The organism is Paraburkholderia phytofirmans (genome assembly GCF_046028095.1).
Classification (GTDB): domain Bacteria; phylum Pseudomonadota; class Gammaproteobacteria; order Burkholderiales; family Burkholderiaceae; genus Paraburkholderia; species Paraburkholderia phytofirmans_A.
This window is the reverse complement of sequence record NZ_JAQQDJ010000002.1, coordinates 616771-640584: the sequence shown is the minus strand read 5'-3', so window position 1 is coordinate 640584 and position 23814 is coordinate 616771. Positions and strand designations below refer to the sequence as shown.

At 62.8% G+C, this 23814-nt stretch carries 19 protein-coding genes and 1 pseudogene; 7 read left to right on the top strand and 13 right to left on the bottom strand.

The features are described from left to right. Positions 1-446: 446 nt before the first annotated feature. The 6 genes and pseudogenes from PQR54_RS07365 to PQR54_RS07340 all read right to left on the bottom strand — a co-directional run bounded on the left by PQR54_RS07365 (position 447) and on the right by PQR54_RS07340 (position 8564). Positions 447-2222 (bottom strand): cytotoxic necrotizing factor Rho-activating domain-containing protein, encoded by a 1776-nt coding sequence (locus PQR54_RS07365; RefSeq protein ID WP_408244732.1) that lies wholly within the window; start codon positions 2220-2222, stop codon positions 447-449. A 746-nt stretch (positions 2223-2968) separates the two neighbouring features. Further along, a pseudogene (gene katE, locus PQR54_RS07360) lies at positions 2969-5091 on the bottom strand (catalase HPII). A 201-nt stretch (positions 5092-5292) separates the two neighbouring features. Next, a complete protein-coding gene (locus PQR54_RS07355; RefSeq protein WP_408244731.1) occupies positions 5293-6189 on the bottom strand; it encodes a MipA/OmpV family protein in 897 nt (298 codons plus the stop codon). 369 nt (positions 6190-6558) lie between these two features. Beyond that, complete coding sequence (gene msrA / locus PQR54_RS07350; protein WP_408245008.1) at positions 6559-7302, bottom strand: peptide-methionine (S)-S-oxide reductase MsrA; 744 nt, start codon at positions 7300-7302, stop codon at positions 6559-6561. A 27-nt stretch (positions 7303-7329) separates the two neighbouring features. After that, positions 7330-7872: a peptide-methionine (R)-S-oxide reductase MsrB gene (gene msrB / locus PQR54_RS07345; RefSeq protein WP_408244730.1), complete on the bottom strand. Its 543-nt coding sequence runs from the start codon at positions 7870-7872 to the stop codon at positions 7330-7332. Positions 7873-8036: 164 nt separating this feature from the next. Continuing rightward, positions 8037-8564, bottom strand: coding sequence for an Lrp/AsnC family transcriptional regulator (locus PQR54_RS07340; RefSeq protein WP_408244729.1), 528 nt, complete (start codon positions 8562-8564; stop codon positions 8037-8039). A gap of 163 nt (positions 8565-8727) precedes the next feature. Here PQR54_RS07340 and PQR54_RS07335 point away from each other — a divergent pair, with 163 nt between their 5' ends. Continuing rightward, positions 8728-9744 (top strand): 1-aminocyclopropane-1-carboxylate deaminase, encoded by a 1017-nt coding sequence (locus PQR54_RS07335; RefSeq protein ID WP_408244728.1) that lies wholly within the window; start codon positions 8728-8730, stop codon positions 9742-9744. Here the strand turns inward: PQR54_RS07335 and PQR54_RS07330 are convergent. Beyond that, on the bottom strand, positions 9741-10628 hold the full coding sequence (locus PQR54_RS07330; protein ID WP_408244727.1) for a LysR family transcriptional regulator: 888 nt from the start codon (positions 10626-10628) through the stop codon (positions 9741-9743). The two genes, PQR54_RS07335 and PQR54_RS07330, sit on opposite strands and share 4 nt — an antisense overlap. Positions 10629-10759: 131 nt before the next feature. Between PQR54_RS07330 and PQR54_RS07325 the strand changes: the two genes are divergently transcribed. Both PQR54_RS07325 and PQR54_RS07320 read left to right on the top strand, forming a co-directional pair. Next, positions 10760-11485 (top strand): pirin family protein, encoded by a 726-nt coding sequence (locus PQR54_RS07325; RefSeq protein WP_408244726.1) that lies wholly within the window; start codon positions 10760-10762, stop codon positions 11483-11485. A gap of 74 nt (positions 11486-11559) precedes the next feature. After that, on the top strand, positions 11560-11973 hold the full coding sequence (locus PQR54_RS07320; RefSeq protein ID WP_408244725.1) for a DoxX family protein: 414 nt from the start codon (positions 11560-11562) through the stop codon (positions 11971-11973). Positions 11974-12071: 98 nt separating this feature from the next. Here the strand turns inward: PQR54_RS07320 and PQR54_RS07315 are convergent, their stop codons facing one another. The 4 genes from PQR54_RS07315 to prpR form a co-directional block, all read right to left on the bottom strand. Next, a complete protein-coding gene (locus tag PQR54_RS07315; RefSeq protein WP_408244724.1) occupies positions 12072-13226 on the bottom strand; it encodes an alkane 1-monooxygenase in 1155 nt (384 codons plus the stop codon). A 294-nt stretch (positions 13227-13520) separates the two neighbouring features. Further along, positions 13521-15113, bottom strand: a complete 1593-nt coding sequence (ahpF, locus tag PQR54_RS07310) for an alkyl hydroperoxide reductase subunit F (protein WP_408244723.1) — start codon at positions 15111-15113, stop codon at positions 13521-13523. 152 nt (positions 15114-15265) lie between these two features. Further along, entirely contained in the window at positions 15266-15829 is a 564-nt protein-coding gene (gene ahpC, locus PQR54_RS07305; protein ID WP_116145125.1) for an alkyl hydroperoxide reductase subunit C, read from the bottom strand. Positions 15830-15967: 138 nt separating this feature from the next. Further along, complete coding sequence (gene prpR / locus PQR54_RS07300; RefSeq protein WP_408244722.1) at positions 15968-17959, bottom strand: propionate catabolism operon regulatory protein PrpR; 1992 nt, start codon at positions 17957-17959, stop codon at positions 15968-15970. 203 nt (positions 17960-18162) lie between these two features. Between prpR and PQR54_RS07295 the strand changes: the two genes are divergently transcribed. The 4 genes from PQR54_RS07295 to PQR54_RS07280 all read left to right on the top strand — a co-directional run bounded on the left by PQR54_RS07295 (position 18163) and on the right by PQR54_RS07280 (position 22249). Further along, the gene (locus PQR54_RS07295) at positions 18163-19044 is read left to right on the top strand and encodes an isocitrate lyase/PEP mutase family protein (RefSeq protein WP_408244721.1); all 882 of its coding nucleotides are present in this window, start codon (positions 18163-18165) and stop codon (positions 19042-19044) included. Between the two features lie 364 nt (positions 19045-19408). After that, positions 19409-20848 (top strand): MFS transporter, encoded by a 1440-nt coding sequence (locus tag PQR54_RS07290; RefSeq protein ID WP_408244720.1) that lies wholly within the window; start codon positions 19409-19411, stop codon positions 20846-20848. A gap of 37 nt (positions 20849-20885) precedes the next feature. Next, positions 20886-21320 (top strand): GNAT family N-acetyltransferase, encoded by a 435-nt coding sequence (locus PQR54_RS07285; protein ID WP_408244719.1) that lies wholly within the window; start codon positions 20886-20888, stop codon positions 21318-21320. A 278-nt stretch (positions 21321-21598) separates the two neighbouring features. Further along, positions 21599-22249, top strand: a complete 651-nt coding sequence (locus tag PQR54_RS07280; RefSeq protein ID WP_408244718.1) for a cation diffusion facilitator family transporter — start codon at positions 21599-21601, stop codon at positions 22247-22249. A gap of 19 nt (positions 22250-22268) precedes the next feature. Here the strand turns inward: PQR54_RS07280 and PQR54_RS07275 are convergent, their stop codons facing one another. Both PQR54_RS07275 and PQR54_RS07270 read right to left on the bottom strand, forming a co-directional pair. Then, the gene (locus PQR54_RS07275) at positions 22269-23156 is read right to left on the bottom strand and encodes a 2OG-Fe(II) oxygenase (RefSeq protein ID WP_408244717.1); all 888 of its coding nucleotides are present in this window, start codon (positions 23154-23156) and stop codon (positions 22269-22271) included. 94 nt (positions 23157-23250) lie between these two features. Beyond that, a complete protein-coding gene (locus PQR54_RS07270) occupies positions 23251-23742 on the bottom strand; it encodes a nuclear transport factor 2 family protein (protein ID WP_408244716.1) in 492 nt (163 codons plus the stop codon). Positions 23743-23814 lie beyond the last annotated feature (72 nt).

Below are 23814 nucleotides of genomic sequence, written 5' to 3'. Positions count from 1 at the left end.
CCGACTCGCGCACCTTTGCGCCACCCATGTGGGTCATCGCGCGAGGAATGCAAATCCGCGTGCTGCGCCGCGACCCGGGTGCGACCACGAGTCCGTGTTCTCGCTGCTGCCGCTGCCGTCCGCGTATTGTCGATCTGCGCGGCGTCAGTTGCGGTTAATCCGAGTAGGAAACCGCGTCGGTTGCAAGGGCCGACGGTTTAGAATTCAAGTCGCTATACCTATCCCGATACGCAGAACTATCGCGCTTCAACGAGTTCATCCACGAGCACTTTTCATGTCGGAGCGCTGCCGGTTCGCTACCGCAAGCGCGGCCTCGGTTTTCGACGGCGCACGACGAGTTGCAGCGCCATCGAAAACACATTGAGGAAAATTGCGCAGATCGCTTCAGGCGATAGCCCGTTTTGCAGGACTCCCCGCGTAACGGCATCGAACGTTCCGGACGCGCATCAATTGGGTTGAGGCGCGGCGGTCGAATATTGACTCGAGTGCCCGTAGTCCATCTTGTACGCGACTTCCATCGCATTACCCGAAGACTTCGACTTACCCAGTGTTCCCTTCTCAGCCCATACGTGCACAAACACATCGCCGTTCATGTCCTTCGTTATGACGGCTTCAGCTGTGCCGATTGTCGACTTCTTCGGGTCGGACTCGTGATAATTGAAGGTCGTCATATTGTTGACGCGGCTGCTGGATGTTCCCGGTTGCACTATCGGGGACTCACTATTGTGGACAATCACCGAGAACGGATAGGCGTCCCCCACAGCAACAAGATTCTCACTGCCTGCTGTCGGCGCCACCGGCACACGCCTGTCGGGCCGCATCGCGTTATGGGCGGTAGCGATTGCCACCGCGCCATCGGTGGCGGTTTGCCAGCCCGGACCACCGCGATCGGATCCCGCATGGTAGACGTAGAAGCCATCTCGATCCGCCGCCATCACGACGGAGCACCCGCTCAGCATTCCAGACGTCACGATAACGGACCCGCCGGGCGGAATCTTCGAAAACGGCACCGCAATCGCTCCAACCCCCTCCCGGCCATTATCGATCTTGATTATTTCGTCCGTTCTCTTAAGGGACTTGCCCTTTCTGTCCCATGCCTTGCCGGTATTGAGCCGTGATTTGCTGTCGCATGAGGTGACTTCCTCAGGCGTACCAACCGTCACAACGTCGCGTCGATCCTCATAGGTGGATTCGGTGACGTCGCGCGGTTCGTTCATATGCACGTCCCTGTCGTTCCGATAGTATCCGAATGGAATACGCAGGTTGCGAATGCGTTCCTGATTTACCGGCGAATCCGATAACGGGCGAAGGTTGATCGGCCCTTTCCCGGCCAGCTTTTTGGCCTCGCGGCTACCAGGCCGAGCATCCCCGCGGATTCTTCCGACTCCCGAAGTGCCGGCCCGCCCTGGCACTGCCAGACGAGGCGGCTTCGTTGGACCCAAAAAATACCCAGTACGACCGTCGGGCAACCGCACAGGATCCTTGAATCTCTTTCCCGGCCTGACGGGAGGAACTGACGCAGGACGCCCCTTGACGGGGACCGTCCGTGTCCCGCTTCCGAGCGCCCCAGTCATGGCAGGCCGTGTGTTCAGGGTATTCATTATTCCCTCCGATAGTTCGGCTGTTAGCGGCCGGCCTTCGACTGTTTCGATGAGCCCATCTATGAGCGTGCCCGCACTGCGCATGGCCTGGCCCTGCGGCGTCAATCCAGTAAACTGATCGACCAGCCCCGCGTATCGCTCGACGTTTTCAGCTTCCTCGGCCGTGAGCGCCTCCCCTTCGTTGAGTTTTTTGGCCATGTCCTGCGCGCTCTTGACGAAGGAAGAAAACGGCTTTCTTAAGGCGTCCGAAGTAATTTCGGCCACCTCTTTCAGCGTATAGTCGGTCCTGACCTTCACGCCGCCGATGTACTGTATCTGCACGTCGTCGTTGCCGGGAGCAGGATCGATCAGCATCCGCATCATTGCCGGGTCGATAAAGGCAAGGTAACCGGCTATCAGGCCGAATCGCCTGAGCGCGGTGACCTCGTCTGTCGTGAGCTGCTTTCCGGACCGCAGCTTCGTCTCTATGGCGAGAACGGTGTGTCCGAGCCGTGCGAAGCGGTCCGTGATGATCTGCGTGACTTGAGCGGGATCGAGGTTGAGCCACGTACCTCCTTTGACGTACACGTAATGACCATTGGCTGTTCGCCGGGTGAAGACGCCCTGACCGTGATCGGTCAATGGCCCGATCGATTGGGAAGTCTGTGTGTCCCCGGCCGTCCCGGCACCACCGCCTGCCGGCACTTGCTGCGAAGGTGAATCCGGCCTTCGCTCTCCTGGGGGTGCAGCATGTCGCCGTTCCCGAGTCACTCCCATCTTCGCCCCGGACCGCAGAGACATCTTGTCCGGCACCGAAGGTGCAGAATCTGCCTGAGGCTGTTCGGGGGAGAGCCAATCGCGCTGAATGTCTGACTCCTCACGCGAAACAACCGGTATGTATAAAGACCGTCCGCTTACCTGCATGATGCGTTCTCCTTGAAAAGCACGCGTTGTACGCACGTCCATTGCAGGTCCAGCGTACGTCACCCGATAGCGTCACGGTGATGCTCCGTCATCGCACATAAACTGGCGATGGTCGCGGCCTGTCGTGCCGTGACTGCTCAAGGTCCGCATCCACCCACGAAGCTTCGCCGAATAAGGGGGACGCCTCAGAAAACGAATCGCAAAGTACGCTAGGAGGCCACTTCAAAAAGGCCGGGCAGATCGGCTGAAGGTGGGATATTCCCGAAGGTTTGGCGGGCGTGTCGGCGGCTGCCGTTTCCGCCGCTTCCGCCGCTTCCGCCGCCGCGCCGACGAATACGCATCGGCTGCATGGCGCGCGGGTAGATCCTTAACGTTCTCTACGTTCTTTAGGCTCTTTCCGCTGCAACATAAAAAAGACCTGGCCGGTGCGAACCGGCCAGGTCTTTTAACGACTCACCGCACGCTCAGGCCGGCACGGTCTCGGCCTGCTTCGCCCGCGACCACACGCGATGCTGCTCGGCCGTCTTGATGAAGGCCTTCAGCACGTCGGCGGATTGCTTGTCGTCGCCGGTGGCAACGCCGTCGGCGTTGTCAGGCAAGTGCGCGGCAGCGAGCACGTCACGTCCCGCGCCGATCGCCGCAATCGCCTTCAGATGCTTGAACGCCTCGAGCACGAAATGCCGTGCGTCGCCGGACTGCGCGAGCGTCTTCGCGCCCTTGTCGCCGCCCACGACGATCACCGCGTCGAACATGATCGACGGCAAGCCGGCAATCGTGGCGTCCGGCGCCATGCCGTCGATCGCGGCGAGCGTCGGTGCAATCAGCATGGGTGTCGCGCCCTCGCCTTGCAGCGCCTGCTGAAGTTTCTTGATGGCGGCGCCATCGGAACCCGGCGCGGCCAGCAACGCGATCTTGCGAGTCTTGATGCCCGGCTGCACCCGGTTGAGCAAGCTCAGCGCGGCGATTCCTTGGGCCCGGTCAGCTTGGCCGTGCCTTTCTTCGGCGCCGGCAAGCCGAGCCCTTCGGCCACCTGCGCCGCGAGTCCCGCGTCGAAGTTGGCGAGAATCTCGTTCACCACGCGCGCGCGAATCTCGGGCTTCGTCACCTTGCCGAGTTCGAACTGATAGGCCGCGGCGATGTGGTCTTTCTCAGGCTGCGACATGCTGTTGTAGAACAGCGCGGCCTGCGAGAAATGATCGGCGAATGATTCGCTGCGCACACGGATCTTGGTGCCTTCCACCCGCTCCTGATAACTTTCGAAACCGCCGTCGGAGGGCGCCGGATCGGTTTCCTTCGGCCAGCCGCCGCTCAGCGAATTCGGCTCATACGAGGCCTGGCCGACATTGATCGTCTGGCGGTGCATCGCGTCGCGCTGGTTGTTATTGAACGGGCACACCGGCCGGTTGATCGGAATTTCGTGGAAGTTCGGGCCGCCCAGCCGGCTGATCTGCGTGTCCGTGTAAGAGAACAAACGGCCTTGCAACAGCGGATCGTTCGAGAAATCGATGCCCGGGACGATATGCCCCGGATGGAACGCCACCTGTTCGGTCTCGGCGAAGAAGTTGTCCGGGTTACGGTTAAGCGTCATCTTGCCGATGATCTTGACCGGCACGAGTTCTTCCGGAATCAGCTTGGTTGGATCGAGCAGATCGAAATCGAATTTGTGCTCGTCGGCTTCCTCGATGATCTGCACGCCGAGTTCGAACTCGGGGAAGTTGCCCGCTTCGATCGACTCCCACAGATCGCGCCGATGAAAGTCAGGATCCTTGCCGGCCAGTTTCTGCGCTTCGTCCCACAGCAGCGAATACGAGCCCAGCACCGGGCGCCAGTGGAATTTGACGAAGCGTCCCTTGCCTTGCGCATTCACGAAACGGAACGTGTGAATGCCGAAGCCTTCCATGGTGCGCAGGCTGCGCGGAATTGCGCGGTCCGACATGGTCCACAACACCATATGCGCGGACTCGGGCACCAGCGAGACGAAGTCCCAGAAGGTGTCGTGCGCGGAGCCGCCGGTCGGCATTTCGTTCGGGGCTTCCGGTTTGACCGCGTGCACGAAGTCGGGAAACTTGATGGCGTCCTGAATGAAGAACACCGGCATGTTGTTGCCGACCAGATCGTAATTGCCTTCCTGCGTGTAGAACTTCACGGCGAAGCCGCGCACGTCGCGCACCGTGTCGGCGGAACCGCGCGGACCCTGCACCGTGGAAAAGCGCACATAGACCGGCGTCTGGACAGCGGGGTCCTGCAGGAACGCGGCCTTGGTGTATTCCTTCATCGACTCGTACACCTGAAACACGCCGTGCGCCGCCGACCCGCGCGCATGCACGATGCGCTCGGGAATGCGTTCGTGGTCGAAGTGCGTGATCTTCTCACGCATGATGAAGTCTTCGAGCAGCGAGGGGCCGCGTGGACCGGCGCGCAGGCTGTTCTGGTTGTCGGAGATCTTGACGCCCTGATTGGTTCTCAGCGCCTGGCCTTCCGGACTGACTCGAAACTGTTCGAGATCCTTCGATTTCGGATCGGCTTGCGGGTTCGTCGCCTGCGCGTTCTTCGCTGCGGGCTTCTGTGTAGTCGTTTTACCTGCCATGAGAATCTGCTCCTTGCGTTCGGGGGCGTGCCGGTGGGGAAATCCGGGCTGACGCACCGAAACAAGGCAGCAATCGATATACCCGCGTTGGTTCGTCGTTATTCACGCTTGCTGATATATGAGCGATGCCGGACGCGCGAAGCGGCGGGCACGCCGCGGAACGCGCGCCGCCGTCATTCATGGAAGCGCCAAAGCGCGCGATCAGAAGCGGTAGTTGACCGAAATATCGGCTACGCCATTGGCTTTGCGGTGCGTGACCGGACTATTGCCCGCGCTGCCCACCAGTTGCTGGAAGGCGCCGTCCGCGGTGGCGAACCAGTGCTTGTCGAACAGCCACACGGCGCTAATGCCGAAGCCCACCGACTTGAAGCCCGCGCTCGCGTGGTACTGCGAGTATTTCGAATTCGCCGCCTGAGTCTGATTCACGCCGAACCAGCTATTCATGTAAGTGGAGTCCGCCAGCGTCACGTTCGGACCGGCGAACCAGAAGAACTTCCTGGTGCTGCCCGGCATCGGCATATAGGCGCCAAGATCGCCGATCCAGCCGTTCGAGCCGCCGAAATAGCGCCTGACGTCCGCACGCAGCACGAGCGGGAAATCCTTCGAGACCACATACTCGCCGGACAATTTGACGCCCGGCGCCAGGTTGATATTGCCGAGGCCGTCCAACTCTTGCGGGTCGTCGTGACCGCGGCGTCCGAGATCGTAGACGGCGGCAAGACTTGCGCGCCAGTTCTCGCCTTGCGCGAAGTTGACCCCGAGACCCTCGCCGCTCGAGAAGAAGAACAGATCCTTGTAGCGCACGTCGATGCTCGGTCCCGCCATCAGGTGATACCGGTCGGAACCCTCATAGCGCGGCTGGAACGACGTCGCCGCGCCAACCCGCACCTGCCAGTCCGGCACATTGGGCTGCCACATCTTCTGGAGTGGAATGCCGACCGAGTACTGCCATTCGCCCAGTGGCGAGGGCGTTTGCGCCGAGGCCGGTTCCGGTACGACGGCGATGCCGCCGATGGCTACGGCGACGAGAGAAGTTGCCGCGATGCCTGTTTGTTTATTGCGGAGCTTGCCGCCCCGCTTTCTACGGCTGTTAAACACCAGAAGCCTCCGATCTCGCATATCGCGAAGGGGTTATGTTCTCGCCCCGGGATCCGCTAGGGACAAAAAGCACCCGGGCGACCACCGCGTTGCTACTTACGGCATGTAATTTTTTCAGTGATTGACACGCACTGCTCGGCGAATCACACGACCCACTTTGATCAGAAGCCTGTAAATAGGGGCATTTGTCTGAACAGAGCGGTACGAAAGATTTGCCGATGGACGCACTAGTGCAAAATGCGGGCCTAGTCGCTGGAGAACGGGCTCGGATTGGCGGAAGACAAGGGCGCAAATGCGCGGATCCAGATGCGGATGCAATGAACAAGACACGTCCGGCACCGTACGAAGCGGCGCCGGCACACACGTGGCCTACTGCGATGCTTCGACCAGCACCGGCTTGTCGCGATACAGATTCGGGAACAGACGTTTCAGGTTGGCGACCTTCGGCATGTCGTTGATCGCGATATACGCTGAGTTGGGATGCAGCGTCAGATAGTTCTGGTGATACGACTCGGCCGGATAAAAGCCCTTGAACGGCTCGGTCTTCGTGACGATCGGCGCCGGGAAGGCGCGCGCCTTGTCGAGTTGCGCGATATAGCCTTGCGCGACGCGCCGCTGCGTGTCGTTCAGCGGAAACACCGCCGAGCGGTATTGCGTGCCGCTATCCGGTCCCTGGCGGTTCAATTGCGTCGGGTCCTGAATCACGGAGAAATACACCTGCAGCAACTGGCCGTAAGTGACCTTGGTCGGGTCGAACGTGACTTGCACCGACTCCGCGTGCCCCGTCTCGCCGCCGCTGACCGTTTCGTACTGCGCGGTGTCGCGCTGGCCGCCCGAGTATCCCGAGACGGCCTTCGTGACGCCACGCACGTGCTGGAACACGCCCTGCACGCCCCAGAAGCAGCCGCCCGCGAAGACCGCGGTTTCTTCGTGCGCGGTCGTGGCGGACACCGGTTCGTCGAGCGCCGGCGGCGCGATCACGACGGCGGCCTCCGATGAAAACGCCACGCGCTGTGCCAGCAGCAGCGCGAGCGCGCCGAATCCGACCGAGAGTGAAATCGCCGCCACGCGCGAGCGCGCCGGCTTGCCGTCAATGCGTTTTTCGAACTTCATCATATGGGTCACCCTGCTTCGCTGAACTCACGCGCCCGATGCGGGCGTAAATGTCATCGCCAGACCGTTCATGCAGTAGCGCAGACCGGTCGGCTTGGGGCCGTCGTCGAACACGTGGCCGAGGTGGCCGCCGCAGCGCCGGCATAGCACTTCGTCGCGCGTCATGCCGAAAGACTTGTCGGTATGCGTGATGACCGCGTGATCGAGCGGTTGCCAGAAACTCGGCCAACCCGTGCCGCTGTCGAACTTGGTCTTCGACGAGAAGAGCTGCAGTTTGCACCCTGCGCAGGCAAACGTGCCGGCGCGGTGCTCGTCGTTCAAAGGACTGGTGAACGGGCGCTCCGTGCCCGCGTCGCGCAGCACGCGGTATTGCGCGTCGGTCAACAATTTGCGCCACTCGGCGTCGCTGTGCGTGACCTCGTAGGCGGCTGCCGCGCTGCCGTTTGGCGCTTGAGCTGGTTGCGCCCCTTGCACTGGCTGTGCCGCGCGCGCCGTGCGCCACATCGAGGCGCCGCCGGTCAACGACAGTGCGCCGATCAACCTGAAGAATATCCGTCTGTTGCAATCCATGATGATCGCTCCGGAAAATGCGTACCGTTCACCCGTTCCGGCGCTGACCGCGCCGCCCGCGAGTGGTCCGATGCTTGGTCGCACGAGAGCGGGATAAATGACAGCATGCGCGTCTTTTCGTGTCACGGTGGCTGCCGCAATGGCAATCGCAATCACAATCACAATCACAGCGGAAATTTCGTGGTCGAGAGGATTTCCTTGAGCACCATGAACGAGCGGATCTGCCGGACTCCCGGCAGATAGAGCAACTGCTCCGCGTGCAGGCGGTTGAAGCTGTCGCTGTCGCGCGTGCGGATCGTCATGAAGTAGTCGAATTCGCCGGTGACCACGTGGCATTCCATGCAGCCGGCCACCTTCTGCGCCGCTTTCTCGAACTCGGCGAACGACTCTGGCGTGGAGCGGTCCAGCACCACGCCGATGATCACCAGCATGCCCGCCCCCGCCGCCTTCGGGTCGATCAATGCGACGACACCGCGGATCAGCCCGGACTCCTTGAGCCGCTCCACCCGCCGCAAACACGCCGGCGCGCTCAGCTTGACCTTCGCCGCGAGCGCGACGTTCGATATCGACGCATCGGTTTGCAACTGCCGCAGGATCGCGCGGTCGATGCGGTCGAGCGCCTGCAGCGGATCGGCCGGGACCGCGGCGGTTGCGACCACTGTCGGGGTGCTGCGAATTTTTGTTGCGTTCATGGGTTCCTATACGGTCGCTTTCTTAAGCGCATCACGGTTTTGGTGTTTCAAAAGTATGTCTAAGCCAATTTTTTTGCAAGCTCATTTCCAGCTGTTTTCCCTACCATTTGTTGAACGCGACCGGATGCCGTTCGCGTCCCACCTACCCGACCACGGAGCTGCCATGAACCTGCAACGATTCCCTCGTTACCCGCTGACCTTCGGGCTGACGCCGATCCAGCCGCTCAAGCGCCTGAGCGACCACCTCGGCGGCAAAGTGCATCTGTATGCGAAGCGCGAAGACTGCAACAGCGGCTTTGCTTTCGGCGGCAACAAGACGCGCAAGCTCGAATATCTGATCCCCGAAGCGCTCGCGCAGGGTTGCGACACGCTCGTGTCGATCGGCGGGATCCAGTCGAACCAGACCCGCCAGGTGGCCGCCGTGGCGGCGCATCTGGGCATGAAGTGCGTGCTGGTGCAGGAGAACTGGGTGAACTACTCGGATGCGGTCTACGACCGGGTCGGCAACATCCAGATGTCGCGCATTCTCGGCGCCGACGTACGCCTCGTCGCGGACGGCTTCGACATCGGTTTTCGCAAGAGCTGGGAAGATGCGCTGGAAAGCGTGCGGGCCGCCGGCGGCAAGCCGTATGCGATTCCGGCCGGCTGCTCCGACCATCCGCTCGGCGGACTCGGTTTCGTCGGTTTCGCGGAGGAGGTTCGCCAGCAGGAAGCGGAATTGGGCTTCAAGTTCGACTACATCGTCGTGTGTTCCGTGACCGGCAGCACGCAGGCAGGCATGGTGGTGGGTTTCGCCGATGACGGCCGCGCCGAGCGTGTGATCGGTATCGACGCTTCGGCGAAGCCCGCGCAGACGCGCGAGCAGATCACCCGCATCGCGAAGGAAACCGCGGAACAGGTCGGTCTTGGACGCGATATCACCAGCAAGGACGTGGTGCTCGACGAGCGCTTCGGCGGCCCGGAATACGGCTTGCCGAATGACGGCACGCTGGAAGCGATTCGCTTGTGCGCGCGCCTGGAAGGCGTGCTGACCGATCCCGTCTACGAAGGCAAATCCATGCACGGCATGAGCGAGATGGTGCGCAACGGCGAATTCCCCGAAGGTTCACGCGTGCTGTACGCGCACCTCGGCGGCGTGCCCGCGCTGAACGGCTACAGCTTCATTTTCCGCAACGGCTAAGCCAGGCGCTTCCTCAGGCGCTCCCTCAGGAATTCCACGAACGCGCGAATCGTGAGGGAGCTTTGCCTGTGCTGCGGATACACCGCGTAGACGCTCGTGGCGGTGGGCAGGAATGCTTCGAGCACCGGCACGAGCTGGCCGCTTCTGAGTGCATCGGCGACGATGAAATCAGGAAGCCGAACAATCCCCAGGCCGGCAACGGCCGCATCGCGCACCAGTTCGCCATTGTTGGCGCGTAGCGGACCGTGGACCTCGACGCCCTTCGTCACGCCATCGACGACGAACTCCCAGCTCACCGCCCCGCCGTGCCCGTATAACAGACACGCATGGCGCTCCAGATCGCCGGGCGCCTTGGGCGCGCCACGCCGCCGCACATAACCGGGACTGCAGCAGGCGACCATCCGGATATCCACGAGCTTCTGCCCGATCAGCGTGGAATCCGGCAACGCGCCGATCCGGATCGCCATGTCGAAGCCCTCGCCGACCACGTCCACAGTGCGGTCGCTTAATTCCATCTCGAAGCGCACGTCGCCGTGCTCGCGCAGAAACATCGCCACCAGCGGCGACAGATGCGCCATGCCGAACGACATCGGCGCGCTCACGCGCAGCAGCCCGCGCGGCCCGGCGCGCCGCAGCGACATGGCCTGCTCGGCGTCTTCCACTTCACCGAGGATACGTTTGGCGCGCTCGTAAAACTCCTGCCCGAGGTCGGTCACCGCCAGCTTGCGCGTATTGCGGATCAGCAACTGCACGCCGAGCGTTTCTTCCAGCGCCATCACCCGGCGGCTGACGAACTGCTTCGACAGCGACAGCCGGTTGGCGGCGGCCGTGAAGTTGTGCGCGTCGACGGTGGCGACGAAGATCCGCATATCATCGAGCTGCATCGTATTGTCCACTCCACAGTGACAGTGTTTCCGATTCCACGGCGATTATACCGGTGTGGATTGACCTACACTCTCATTCATGGATCGCGGACAAACATCTGGCCGGATCGCACAACCCAAGGAGAAAAAAGATGCTTGAAATCAGACACGCCAATCAACGCGGCCGCGCGGAGCACGGCTGGCTCAGCTCGCGTCATACGTTTTCCTTCGCTAACTATCACGATCCGAAGCAGAACGGCTTCTCCGACCTGCTCGTGATCAACGACGACCGCGTCGCGCCGGCGCAGGGCTTCGGCAAGCACCCGCACCGCGACATGGAAATCTTTTCGTACGTGCTGGAAGGCGCGCTGGAGCACAAGGACACGATGGGCACCGGCTCGGTGATCGTGCCCGGCGACATCCAGTTGATGAGCGCGGGAACCGGCGTCGCGCACAGCGAATACAACCATTCGAAGAGCGACCCGGTGCACTTTCTGCAAATCTGGATCGCGCCGGGGCAAAAAGGTACGACGCCGCGTTACCAGCAGCGTCACTTCGGCGCGGACCAGAAGCGCGGTGTGTTGCGCCTCGTGATCTCGCCGGACGGTGCGGACGATTCGTTGACTGTGCAGCAGGACGCGCGGGTCTATGCGGGTCTCTTCGACGGCGATGAAACGGCGCGGCTCGAACTGGCGAGCGACCGCTATGCGTATGTCCACGTGGCGCGCGGCAGCGTGACTGTGAACGGCGTCGAGTTCAAGGAAGGCGATGGAGCGCGTGTGCGCGGCGAAGAAGCGCTAACCTTTACGCACGGCCACGATGCGGAAGTCCTCGTGTTCGACTTGCGCAACATCGAGATGTCGGAATTGTGGGCTTGAACGGCCGAATGAGCTAAGTACGGGCTCGCCGGAAACAGTCCGGCGAGCCGCCACCTACCTGCTGAGAGAAAATCATGCGCTATACGCTGTTTGAAAATCAGAAAGACGCGGTGATTCTCGTCGCCCGCGTTCTGTTGATGGTGCTGTTCGTCATGTTCGGCTGGTCCAAGCTCACCGGTTTCTCCGGCACCGTGGCTTACATGACGTCGAGCGGCGCGCCGGTTCCCGAGTTGTCGGCGGCGATCGCCGTGGTGATGGAGTTAGTCGTGGGTATCGCGCTGCTGGTCGGTTTCTTTACGCGGCCGCTTGCGTTGCTGCTCGCGGTTTATACGCTCGGCACCGCGTTTATTGGCCATCATTACTGGAACATGACTGGCGCGGTGCAGTACGACAATATGATTCATTTCTACAAGAACATCAGCATCATCGGCGGACTGTTGCTGTTGTGTGTGACGGGCGCCGGGAAGTATTCGATCGATCGGCGCTGATGTTGCTGTATTGAGCGGTGCGAGGCGGTTCGGTGCGCCACCAAGAAAGCCGCCCGGTTCGATGGCGGGCGGCTTTTTTTCGCGTCGAACCGTTCGCACTAGCCCGCGAACTGCGCGAGGACGCGCTCGCGAATGGCCGGTCGAATATTGGACTGCGCCATGTCGCCACCGTAGTGCGCGACGACGCGCGGATTCATCACGCGAAACCAGAGCGGCGGCACGTACGCGAGCATGATCATCGTGGCATAGCCCGACGGCAGTTGCGGCGCGCCGTCAAAGTGACGCAGCGCCTGATATGAACGCGTCGGATTCGCGTGATGATCGGCGTGACGCTGCAGCTGATACAGAAAGAGATTGGTGACGATGCGATTGCTGTTCCACGAGTGCTGCGGCTGGCAACGCTCGTAACGGCCGCTCGCGAGTTGTTTGCGGCCGAGACCGTAGTGCTCCAGATAGTTGACCACTTCCAGCAGCGACGCACCGTACACCGCCTGGATCAGCAGGAACGGAACCACGGTCGTGCCGAATAGCGCGATCATGGCGCCCCACAACACCACGGTCATGGCCCACGAATGCAGCACCTCGTTGCGCCACGTCCACGGCGACTTGCCGAGACGCGCCAGGCGCTGCTTTTCGAGCCGCCATGCGGACGCGATGCTGCCGAATACCGTGCGCGGCAAAAAGGCCCAGAACGATTCGCCGTAGCGCGCGCTGGCGGGATCGTGCGGCGTCGCCACCCGCACGTGATGCCCGCGATTGTGTTCGACGAAGAAGTGGCCGTAAGCGACCGGCGCCAGCGTGATTTTGGCGAGCCAGCGCTCGAAGCGGTCCGTCTTGTGGCCGAGTTCGTGCGCCGTGTTGATCGACACGCCGGTCGCCGCGCCGAGCGAGAGCGCGAAGCCCAGATAGTCGTACCACGTCATTGCATGCGTGCCCACGATCCATACCGCGCCGAAGAACGACACATATTCGATGAACGTGGCGAGATACACGACGCGGCGGTAATAGCGCTCTTTTTCGAGCGTGGAGACGATGTGCTCGGGCGGATTGCCGGGGTCGTCGCCGATCAGGTGGTCGAGTACCGGAATGATGCCGAACACGAAGATCGGGCCGAACCACCAGAAAATGTGCCAGCCGGTTTGCAGGGCAAGGTTTGCGGCGTGCAGCGGCAGCGTGATTGTCAGCGCGCCGAGCAGCCAAAGATAGCGCTTGCCGTCGACCCAGCGCGCGGGGGCCGCTTGCGATGTTGCCATTGTCTCTCTCCTTTTTTTGTGTAGCCCGCCCAGTGCCTGCGCATGGCGGTATCGTGCGCGCATGGGCCGGCGGGACTGTTCTTCTTTCCGACTCCCGGATTTATATGGCCTGATTGGCTGGATAGCCAAGGAATCTGGCCAGGCGGAAGTCTCCAAACGGAGGGAGCACGGGCGCGACAGGCGCGGTATGGGGTCGAGCGGATGAATGAAACGGCTGTTTTGAGGCGGCGCCAAGGCCAAATAAAAACGGCGGCCCAAAGGCCGCCGTCTACTTCCACTACTCACACAACTGCATCAAACCGATACTGCAACCTCAGCTTCACCAACCACTTCCACTTCTTCACTATTGCGGATCAGGTGATCGAACGCGGAGAGCGATGCCTTCGCGCCTTCGCCCACGGCGATCACGATCTGCTTGAACGGCACCGTGGTCACGTCGCCGGCGGCGAACACACCCGGCACCGACGTCGCGCCGCGTGCATCCACGACGATCTCGCCGTGCTTCGACAACTCGACCGTGCCCTTGAGCCATTCCGTGTTCGGCACGAGACCGATCTGCACGAACACGCCTTCCAGTTCGATCTGCTTCACTTCACCCGAACGCAGATCCTTGTAGACCAGACCGTTGACCTTCTTGCCGTCGCCGGTGATTTCCGTGGTTTGGGCCTGCGTGATGACGGTCACATTCGGGAGGCTGCGCAGCTTGCGTTGCAGCACTTCGTCGGCACGCAGCGTGGCGCCGAATTCGAGCAGCGTCACTTCACGCACGATACCCGCCAGATCGATCGCCGCTTCGACACCGGAATTGCCGCCGCCGATCACCGCAACGCGCTTGCCCTTGAACAACGGACCGTCGCAGTGCGGGCAGTACGCCACGCCATGATTGCGGTACTCGCGCTCGCCCGGCACGTTGATTTCGCGCCAGCGTGCGCCCGTCGCCAGAATGATCGTTTTGGCCTTGAGCACCGCGCCGTTCGCCAGACGCACTTCGTTGATGCGGCCCGGGATCAGCGCTTCAGCACGCTGCACGTCCATGATGTCGACTTCATAAGTCTTCACGTGCTGCTCGAGCGCCGTGGCGAACTTCGGTCCTTCGGTTTCCGTCACGGAGACGAAGTTTTCGATGGCCAGCGTGTCCAGCACCTGACCGCCGAAGCGCTCCGCCACCACGCCCGTCGCGATACCCTTGCGCGCCGAGTAGATCGCCGCAGCCGCGCCCGCGGGGCCGCCGCCGACGATCAGCGTATCGAACACCGGCTTCTTTTCCAGTTCCTTCGCGGCACGCGCGCTGGCGTTGGTGTCGAGCTTCGCGAGAATTTCCTTCACGCCGCTGCGGCCCTGGCCGAACACTTCGCCGTTCATGAACATGGTCGGTACCGCCATGATCTGGCGCGCTTCGACTTCGTTCTGGAACAGCGCGCCGTCGATCGCCACGTGGCGGATGCGCGGATTGATCAGCGCCATCACGTTCAGTGCCTGGACGACTTCCGGGCAGTTCTGGCATGACAGCGAAAAATACGTTTCGAATTGATAGTCGCCGTCGAGATTGCGGATCTGTTCGATCACGGCGTCTTCGAGCTTGACCGGATGACCACCCACCTGCAACAACGCAAGCACGAGCGATGTGAATTCATGACCCATCGGAATACCGGCGAAACGGATGCCCGTGTCCTTGCCCGGCTCGCCGATCGAAAACGACGGCTTACGCTCGGCGTCGCCACGACGCTCGATCACGTTGACGCGCTCCGACAACGTCGCGATATCGTTCAGCAATGCCAGCAGCTCTTGCGATTTTGCGCTGTCGTCGAGCGACGCGACGATCTCGATAGGCCTGCTAACCTTTTCGAGGTACGTTTTCAACTGAGTCTTGAGATTGGCATCAAGCATGGCTATTCGATTCCGTGACGATGGGTGTTGGGTTCCCGGCGCCGCACGCATCCGGATAGGACGGGTGCGGCCCGGGCACGTGCGAATCCCTGTAAAAAGCGATCCGCACGGTGATGCGCCGCGAGGCGCCGACTACGAAAGGTCGTGAGACCTTAGATCTTGCCGATCAGGTCGAGCGACGGGGTCAGCGTTTCTGCGCCCGGCGTCCACTTGGCGGGGCACACTTCACCCGGGTGAGCCGCGATGTATTGCGCAGCTTGCACCTTGCGCAGCAGTTCGCCGGCGTCACGGCCAATGCCGTTGTCGTGAATTTCGGCCAGCTTGATTTCGCCTTCCGGGTTGATCACGAACGTGCCGCGCAGTGCCAGGCCTTCTTCTTCGATCAGCACGTCGAAGTTGCGCGAGATTGCCAGCGTCGGGTCAGCGATCATCGGGTACTTGATCTTCTGGATCGTGTCCGACGTGTCGTGCCATGCCTTGTGCGTGAAGTGCGTATCGGTCGACACGCTGTAGATTTCGACGCCGAGCTTCTTGAATTCGTCGTAACGGTCGGCCAGGTCACCCAGTTCGGTCGGGCACACGAACGTGAAGTCAGCCGGGTAGAAAACGAACACCGACCACTTGCCCTTCAGGCTTTCTTCCGTGACGGTATGAAAATCGCCGTTGTGATAAGCCTGCGCCTTGAACGGTTTGACTTGACTGTTGATGATCGGCATTTGCTGAGTCCTCTTTCGGAGTGGTTGGAAAGTGGAGTCAGTATGTCAGACGACGCTTAATAGGTAAAGCGGAGTGTTTTAATGATGGCGATAGTCTGACACTATTTATCGCACTGCGGAAGACTATCGCGCTGTGGCTCAGTCTTTCAGCAGCCGCCAGAGGGTAGTACGGCCAATGCCCAGCGCCCGGCTCGCCGCAGCGCGGTTGCCGCCGGCCCGTTGGAGGGCGTGAAGCACGTCCTCGCGGGTCGGGCTGATGCGGCCCGGGGCGGGCTCAGCGGCGGCATTCACGCCGTTTGCGCCGTTTTTTGTCCGGCTCATGCCGTGTACGTTCGCCTTCACGGCCGCCGCCTTCGTGCGCCCGAATTCCGGAAACATCGCCTGCCAATCCTGACCGGCGTCGCCTGCTGCATCGCCGCAATAGATCGCGGCGCGCGTCAGCAGATTTTCCAGCTCCCTCACGTTGCCGGGCCACGCGTAGTGCTCGAACAGGGGCGCGAGAAACGCCAGCACCCGCTCGAACGCGCCTTCCGACAAGCCAAATTGGAGCGCACTGCGGCTCAACAGGTAACGCGCCAGTTGCGGCACATCGTCACGCCGTTCGCGCAGCGGCGGCAATTTTAGCTGAAGCAGATTCAGTCGAAAATACAAATCCGCTCGAAACGCGCCCTGCTCGACCAGCGCGTGCAGATCGCGGTGCGTGGCGGCGATCACCCGCACGTCGACCGGCGTGGCGCGCCCTGAGCCGAGCTTCATCACCTCGCGCTCCTGCAGAACCCGCAGCAGGCGACTTTGCAGCGCCGCCGGCATCTCGCCGATTTCGTCGAGGAAAATCGTCCCCGTGTGGGCGATTTCGAACAGCCCCGGCTTGCCGCCGCGCCGCGCGCCCGTGAATGCGCCTTCCTCGTGGCCGAACAGTTCGCTTTCGATCAGCCCTTCGGGCAACGCCGCGCAATTGAACGCGACGAACGGATTGCCGCGCCGCCGGCTCGCATTGTGGATGCCTTGGGCGACCAGTTCTTTGCCGGTTCCGCTTTCCCCGCTCAGGAGCACGGTGGCGTCGTGCGCGGCGCCCGCGCGCGCCAGCCGCCGCACGCGCTCGAGCGCCGCCGAGTTGCCGACCAGATCGTCCAGTTGATGCCGCGCGACCAGATGCTTCGGCCGCTGGCTGGTGCGCAGCGAGCGGTCGATCCGCTGCGCGACCAGCGCGTCCTGCAACGTGATCACCGAGCCGGAGCGCACGCCCTGCTCCACGATCGGCACGCAATTGACGATCAGCGCACGCCCTCCGATCTGCTCGACACGCTCCTCGATCGGCAGGTCGTGCTCGACGGTCTCACGCAGCAACGGCCCGACAGCGCGCTCGACTTGCGCCGACACGTCCTGCTCGCGATCCAGGCCGAGCAAGTCGAGCATGGCGGGATTGACGGCTTCGACCTGGCCGGCGTCGTCAAAAGCGGCGACGCCGTCGCGCAGGTGCGCCACGATCGTGTTCAGGCGCACGCGCTTCGATTCCTTCTGGCGGCTCACGCGCGCCAGTTCGACCGAGCGCTCGAACGCTTCTTCGACCGCGCCGAGCGAGTACAGGAAAACGCTCGCGAGGCCGGCCTGCTGGGCGAAGTCGCAAGCCATGCCGGGGCCGATGATGACGCTGCAGCCTTCGGCGGCGAGGCTGTCGACCGCGAGCCGCACTTCGTCGATCGAACGGTAGGCGCGCTGTTTCAGGCTGACTTTCAGCCACGCGCTCAGGTCGGCCAGTTCGTGCGAGATCGCTTCGTGCAGCACGAGGCCGATCTGCGCGTTGGGCCACGTGGTCGTGGCGCGGGTAATCGCGCTCAGCACGTCGAAGCCGTTCACCTTCACCATCACGACCGGCACGTTCAGGTTGTCGCGCAGGTAAGCGCCGTTCGAACCGGCGGCCAGCACGACGTCGACCGAACCTGCGTCCACGTAAGCCTGCAAGGCGGCGACAGCCGCGCCGTAGCCTTCCCGGACCGAGAAGATTTTCGCGCGCCCGGCGTAGCGCGGTGCGACGGTCTCGCAAAGTGACTGCAACCGGCTGATACTCACCAATGCAATGCCTGGGCGGCCTGGATCGGGATTCGCAAAGGACGACGTGAAAGTGGACACGCAACGCTCCGGTTTACGTTGAAACGTTCCACGAAACGTTTCATGGAACGGTCTTCCCATTGTGCCACGGAACGCCGCGCCGCCGTTTGCTAGCTAACTTGCTGATTGTCTGGGACAAACCGCCGAGCTCGCAAAATGGCACGCTTCCTGCAAACTCTCGCTCGCGCTATTTATCCGACTTTCCTGAAAGGAGACACACCGTCATGACCACATCCGTCACCCGCCGCGCAGCCTTCCGCGCCAAAGTCAACGAACGCCAGGGCCTGCTCGTGCCCGGCGCCTTCAATGCGATGAGCGCCCGCGTGATCGAGGACGCGGGCTTCGAGGCGATCTACATCACGGGCGCGGGCGTCACCAATATGTCGCTCGGTCTGCCCGACCTCGGCTTCATCGGCCTTGCCGAAGTCGCCGAACATACGGCGCGGATTCGCGACGCGGTCGCGCTGCCGCTGATCGTCGACGCCGACACCGGCTTCGGCAATGCGCTGAACGTGCGCCAGACGGTGCGCGTGCTGGAGCGCAGCGGCGCCGACGTGATCCAGTTCGAAGACCAGATCATGCCGAAGAAATGCGGCCACTTTTCCGGCAAGGAAGTGGTGAGCGCGAGCGAGATGGTCGGCAAGATCCGCGCGGCCGTCGATGCCCGCGAAGACGGCAATCTGCAGATCATGGCGCGCACCGACGCGGCCGCGGTTCACGGCATCGAGGACGCGATCGAGCGCGGCCATCGCTTCATCGAAGCCGGCGCCGACATTCTGTTCATCGAGGCGACCGAATCGCTGGCCGACATCGAACGTTTGCCGGGCCTGTTCGACAAGCCGCAGCTGATCAATATCGTGATCGGCGGCAAGACGCCGGTGCAATCGCGCGAGGCGCTCGCCAAGCTCGGCTACGGCATCGTGCTGTATGCGAATGCGGCGCTGCAAGGCGCGGTGCTCGGCATGCAGCGCGCGCTCGGCACGCTCAAGAGCAATGGTCGTCTCGATGAAGATGCCACGCTCGTCGCGCCGTTCAGCGAACGCCAGCGGCTGGTCAACAAGCCGCTGTATGACAAGCTGGATCGGGAGTACGCCGCTAAAGAGTGAGCGGTGGAGGGAAACTGTGTTTTGGGTAGGTGGTTTAGCGGCCCGGTGGAGCGTCCACCCCCGCGGACGCTCCACCTACCCCACCTGCCGTCGTCACCGATATGGCGCCACTTATTGCGTTAGGATTTAGGGCTAGCAGTCGTTTGGCCATCATCGGCACGCCATCCTCGATGGCTGCGCCGATTCGCCCCAACCGCGGCCACGATCCCGTCGCTCGTCCGCCTCGTCCGGATGCCGGAAACACGTTTTCAAAAGGTAGTCGCAAGAACATGAAGGCCCAACCATCGCGCGCCAGGCGCCGGCACAGCATCGGCGCTGGAACGCGCTCGCACGACACCGCAAGCAGCGCGACGGGAGCCGCGCAATGAGCGGCACCGAGACACGCAACGCGCACGTCGGCTGGCTGCCGTATATCGTCGCGGCCACCTTCTTCATGGAATACCTCGACACCACGGTGATCGCCACCGCGTTGCCGCAGATGGCGCACTCGTTCGGCGTCGGCCCCAACAGCCTCAGTCTCGGCATGACGGCCTACATGCTGGCGCTGGCGATCTTCATCCCCGCGAGCGGCTGGGTCGCCGACCGCTGCGGCTCGCGCACGGTGTTCTTCAGCGCGATCGGCGTGTTCACCGTGGCTTCCGTGCTGTGCGGCCTGTCGCAGAACGTCGTCGAGTTCACCGCCGCCCGTTTGCTGCAAGGCATAGGCGGCGCGATGATGGTGCCGGTGGGCCGGCTGATCGTGGTCCGCAGCACCGAAAAAAGCCGCATGATGCAGGCGATCTCGACCATCACGTGGCCGGCGATTGCCGCGCCGGTGGTCGGGCCGCCGATCGGCGGCTTCATCACGACTTACGCGTCGTGGCGCTGGATCTTTCTGCTCAACGTGCCATTCGGCCTCGCGGCCATGGCCGTTGCGCTCGCGCTGGTGCCGAACCTGCGCGGCACCGAACGCAAGCCGCTCGACGTGGTCGGCCTGCTGCTGAGCGGCGCGGCGTTGACGGCGATTCTCTACGGCGCGGAGCTGGCAAGCCAGCCCGGCGAGAATCCGTGGATCGCCGGGGCGATCATCCTCGGCGGTTTGCTTGCGGGCGTGGTGGCGTTTCAGCATGCGAAGCGTCATCCGCATCCGCTCATCGACGTCTCGACGTTGAAAATCCCCACTTTTTCCGTGACGGTGGTGACGGGCTCGTTCACGCGCATCGGCATCGGCGCGGTGCCTTATCTGATGCCGCTGCTGTTCCAGGTGGGCTTCGGCTTGTCGGCGTTCAGGTCGGGGCTGTTGCTGCTCGCGAGCGCGCTCGGCAACCTCGGCATGAAGGCGCTGACCACACGCATCCTGCAGCGTTACGGTTTTCGCATGGTGTCGATCGTCGATGTGACGGTGGCCGGCGTGTTCATCATCGCGTGCGGCTTGCTGAGCCCGAACGTGCCGCTCGCGCTGGTGCTGTTCGTCGTGTTCATCTACGGCGTGGCGCGTTCGATGCAATTTTCGACCCTCGCCACGCTCGCCTATGCCGACGTCGCGCAACCGCAGATGAGCGCGGCCAGCACGCTATGGAGCGCGGCCGCGCAGATGACGATCGGCCTCGGCATCGCGTTCGGCGCGGTGTCGCTGCGCGCGGCGGCGTTCTTCAACGGCGAGGTCACGGGCCGCGTGTTCACGCTCGACGATTTCCGTCTCGCGTTTCTGTTCGCGGGCGTAGTGACGCTGGCATCCGTGATCGGCTACATGGGTCTCGCACGCGATGCCGGCCAGAGCATCGGCGGCGGTTCGCGCGGCAGCGAAGATCCGGCGAAGGGTTGACGGCGAAGCACGCTGATAACACGGGCGGAGATACGCGGTGCAAGCACGAGAGCTAACGATTTCGCATGACAAGGCCGATCTCGACATCGAGATGGTCTACACGTTCCTGTCGCAAGAAACGCCGTGGGCCAAGGGCATGCCACGCGAGACGTTCGAGCGGGCGGTCGCGGGTTCGCTGTGTTTCGGCGGGTATATCGAAGGCACGCAGATCGCGTTCGCGCGTGTGATCACTGACGAGGCGACTTTCGCGTACCTGTGCGACGTGTTCGTGCTGCCGGCGTATCGCGGCAACGGATACGCGTCCGCTTTAATGAAGCACGTTTTCGCGAGCCGCTCGCTGCAGGGCCTGCGCAGAATCATGCTGGCGACGACCGATGCGCACCACGTATATGCGTCGCATGGTTTCAAGGGGCTCACGAATCCGGAGCTCTTCATGCAGGTGCACAACCCTGACGTCTATAAAACGACTTGAGCGCGGCGCACGCGAAGTACAACAATAGCGACCAAGGGCGAGCACAAACTCGCGTCAGGCATGTGGCACTTCCGGACAAAAAGACCTGATAGCGAATCGCAAGGGCAGGCCACGGCGCGCTGGCGCCGCGAACCCTCGCGACGCTGTCATCGGCGTGCCACGTTGGACGGTTAATTTGCTGCGGGAACAGAAACCGCACAACAGCAAAAACCGTCCCCAGCCCATGCCACAGCATTCCGCGCGCGCGCCCCGCAGCGATTCCGTCGACGGCGGCCGCCTTGTTTAAGGCCGCCTCCGCCAGCGCGCTGCTCAATGCGTTCCTTTCGGCAATGCAGATCGCCATCGGCCTGATAGCGCATTCGGACGGGCTCTTTGCCGACGGCGTCCATACCTTGAGCGACCTCGCCGCCGACGGCGTCGTGCTGATCGTGCTTTACCTCACCACAAGACACCCGCGCGCTGCCGAAACCAGCGCTGAGACCGGCATCGAACAGGCGCTGGCCGCGCTGTTCATCGCCGCCATCCTGATGATCACCGCCGCCGAAATGCTCTGGACCAGCGTCGCGCAGACCTCGACACTGAGCGGCGGCACCGCGATGCATATCGGTGCGCTGGCCGTCAGTGGCTTCGTGATGCTCGCCAAAGAAGCCCTGTTTCGCTATATGCGCGCCGAAGGCGCCCGCACCGGCTCGGCGATTCTGCTGGCCAGCGCGTGGCACGCGCGCGTCGATGCGGTGTCGGCGCTGGTGGCGACGTTGGGCCTCGCCGGCAGTCTGGCCGGCATGCCGATGCTGGATCACATCGCCGGTGCGGCGATCGGCCTGATGATCATGCGGATGGGTTACGTAAGCGGGCGCGGCGCGTTCAAGCAGCTATTCGCCGGCTCGCCGGGCAACGCGACTGCCACCGCCGGCCAGCCGGCTGAATAGCATCTGAAGTCGGTGTGCGTCAGCCGTAGGCGCGTTCGCGCATCCACTTCGTCATGATCCATTTGTCGCCGCCGAGCACCGGCGCGCCGCCATGCAAGGTCAGTGGATCGAGTTGGCGCTGACCGTTCATATAGCGGAAATACACCGCCCCGCCCTGTCTTGCCGCGACCGAAATGCCCGCTTCGGGGAAGATGGTTTCGCCGCCGTCCGGCACGTCGTTCAGATAGATCACCAGCGTGGCGACGCGCTGGCCGCCCTGCGCGGTATGCACCGCGCTGCCGGGTTGATCGGGCGGGAAGTAGTCGAAATGCGGGCGGTATTCGCCGGTCGTGCCGTAGTGCAGAATCTGCAGCCCTTCGCCGTTTTCGACCGGCCAGTTCATCAGGCTCGAAATGCGCCGATCCATCCGTTCGATGAACGCGTCTTCGCCGCGCTGATACCAGATGCCTTCGCTGGTGCGATTGCGGATCACGTCTTCCTTGCCGGTATCGGGATTGACCGTGGTGGAGCGCTTCAACCGATGACGCGAGCGCTCGATCATCTCGGCACATTCGTCCGGCGACAACACGTCGCCGAACACGATCACCTGAGGACGCTCGCAGCGCATCAGCACCCGCACGTCGCGATCGTGCGCGCGGATCAGATTGCCGCGCGCGACGGGCGGATCGTCGTAGTCATATGTTCGTGGCGCGGCTTTGGCGAGGGCCGCCTCGGTCGCGGCCGCTGCGGCAAAGGCCGGATTCGCGAGTTTAGCCGGGTCTTGCCCGAAGGTCTTGTGCACGGCCGCGCGCGCGGCGTCGGTGGCAAAACCGGCCTGCACCATCGCGTCCACCATCGAATCGGGACTGCAGCCGCGCGCCACGTTGCTGCTCAGCCACTCTTCCCATGCGGCATCCACTACTGGCATAGCATTCCTCATTCGTCCGCTTGAAGAAATTCAGCATCACGTGGCTGAATGATAGCAAGCAGGCGGTCATAGGCCTGACTGCGCGACACGCTGCTCAAGTGCGCTGTTGACGGCGCCGGTAGAGTTCGAGGCCCTTTCTCGCCTGCGCCCGGATAGCGCGCTGCACGAGCGGCGACCAGCCGAGCAGCGTCCCCTTGAGGCCCAGCGCCTGGCGCGTCCAGCTCCACAAATCGAAGCTGTCGCGATGTTCGACGATGCGGCCGTCGCGAAACACGAAACGGGCGTCGATGCGATTGACCACCGCGCGCCCTGTCTGGCTGAAGAGATAACTTGCAACCCAGCGGGCGCGGCCGCTGCGGTCGTCCGCTTCGACGCCCTCGAACGTCAGCGAGAAATCCTGCGCGCGCGCCACCAGCATGCGCCACATATCGCGCGCTTCCTCGCCGCGCAGCTCGCCGAACGCGGGGTCGCTGAAGACGACGTCGTCCGCGTAACAGGCCACCATGGTTTCGGCGTCGCGTTGCTGGAACGCTGTGTAGAAACGTCGGATCAGTTCGGTGTTGGTGTTGGCGTTGGGATGGCTCATTGTTTTGATGCGGTGCGTCGGCCGTTTTTGAAGTCGATCCGGAAAAGCGCCCGGCGATCATTCGACGGCGGG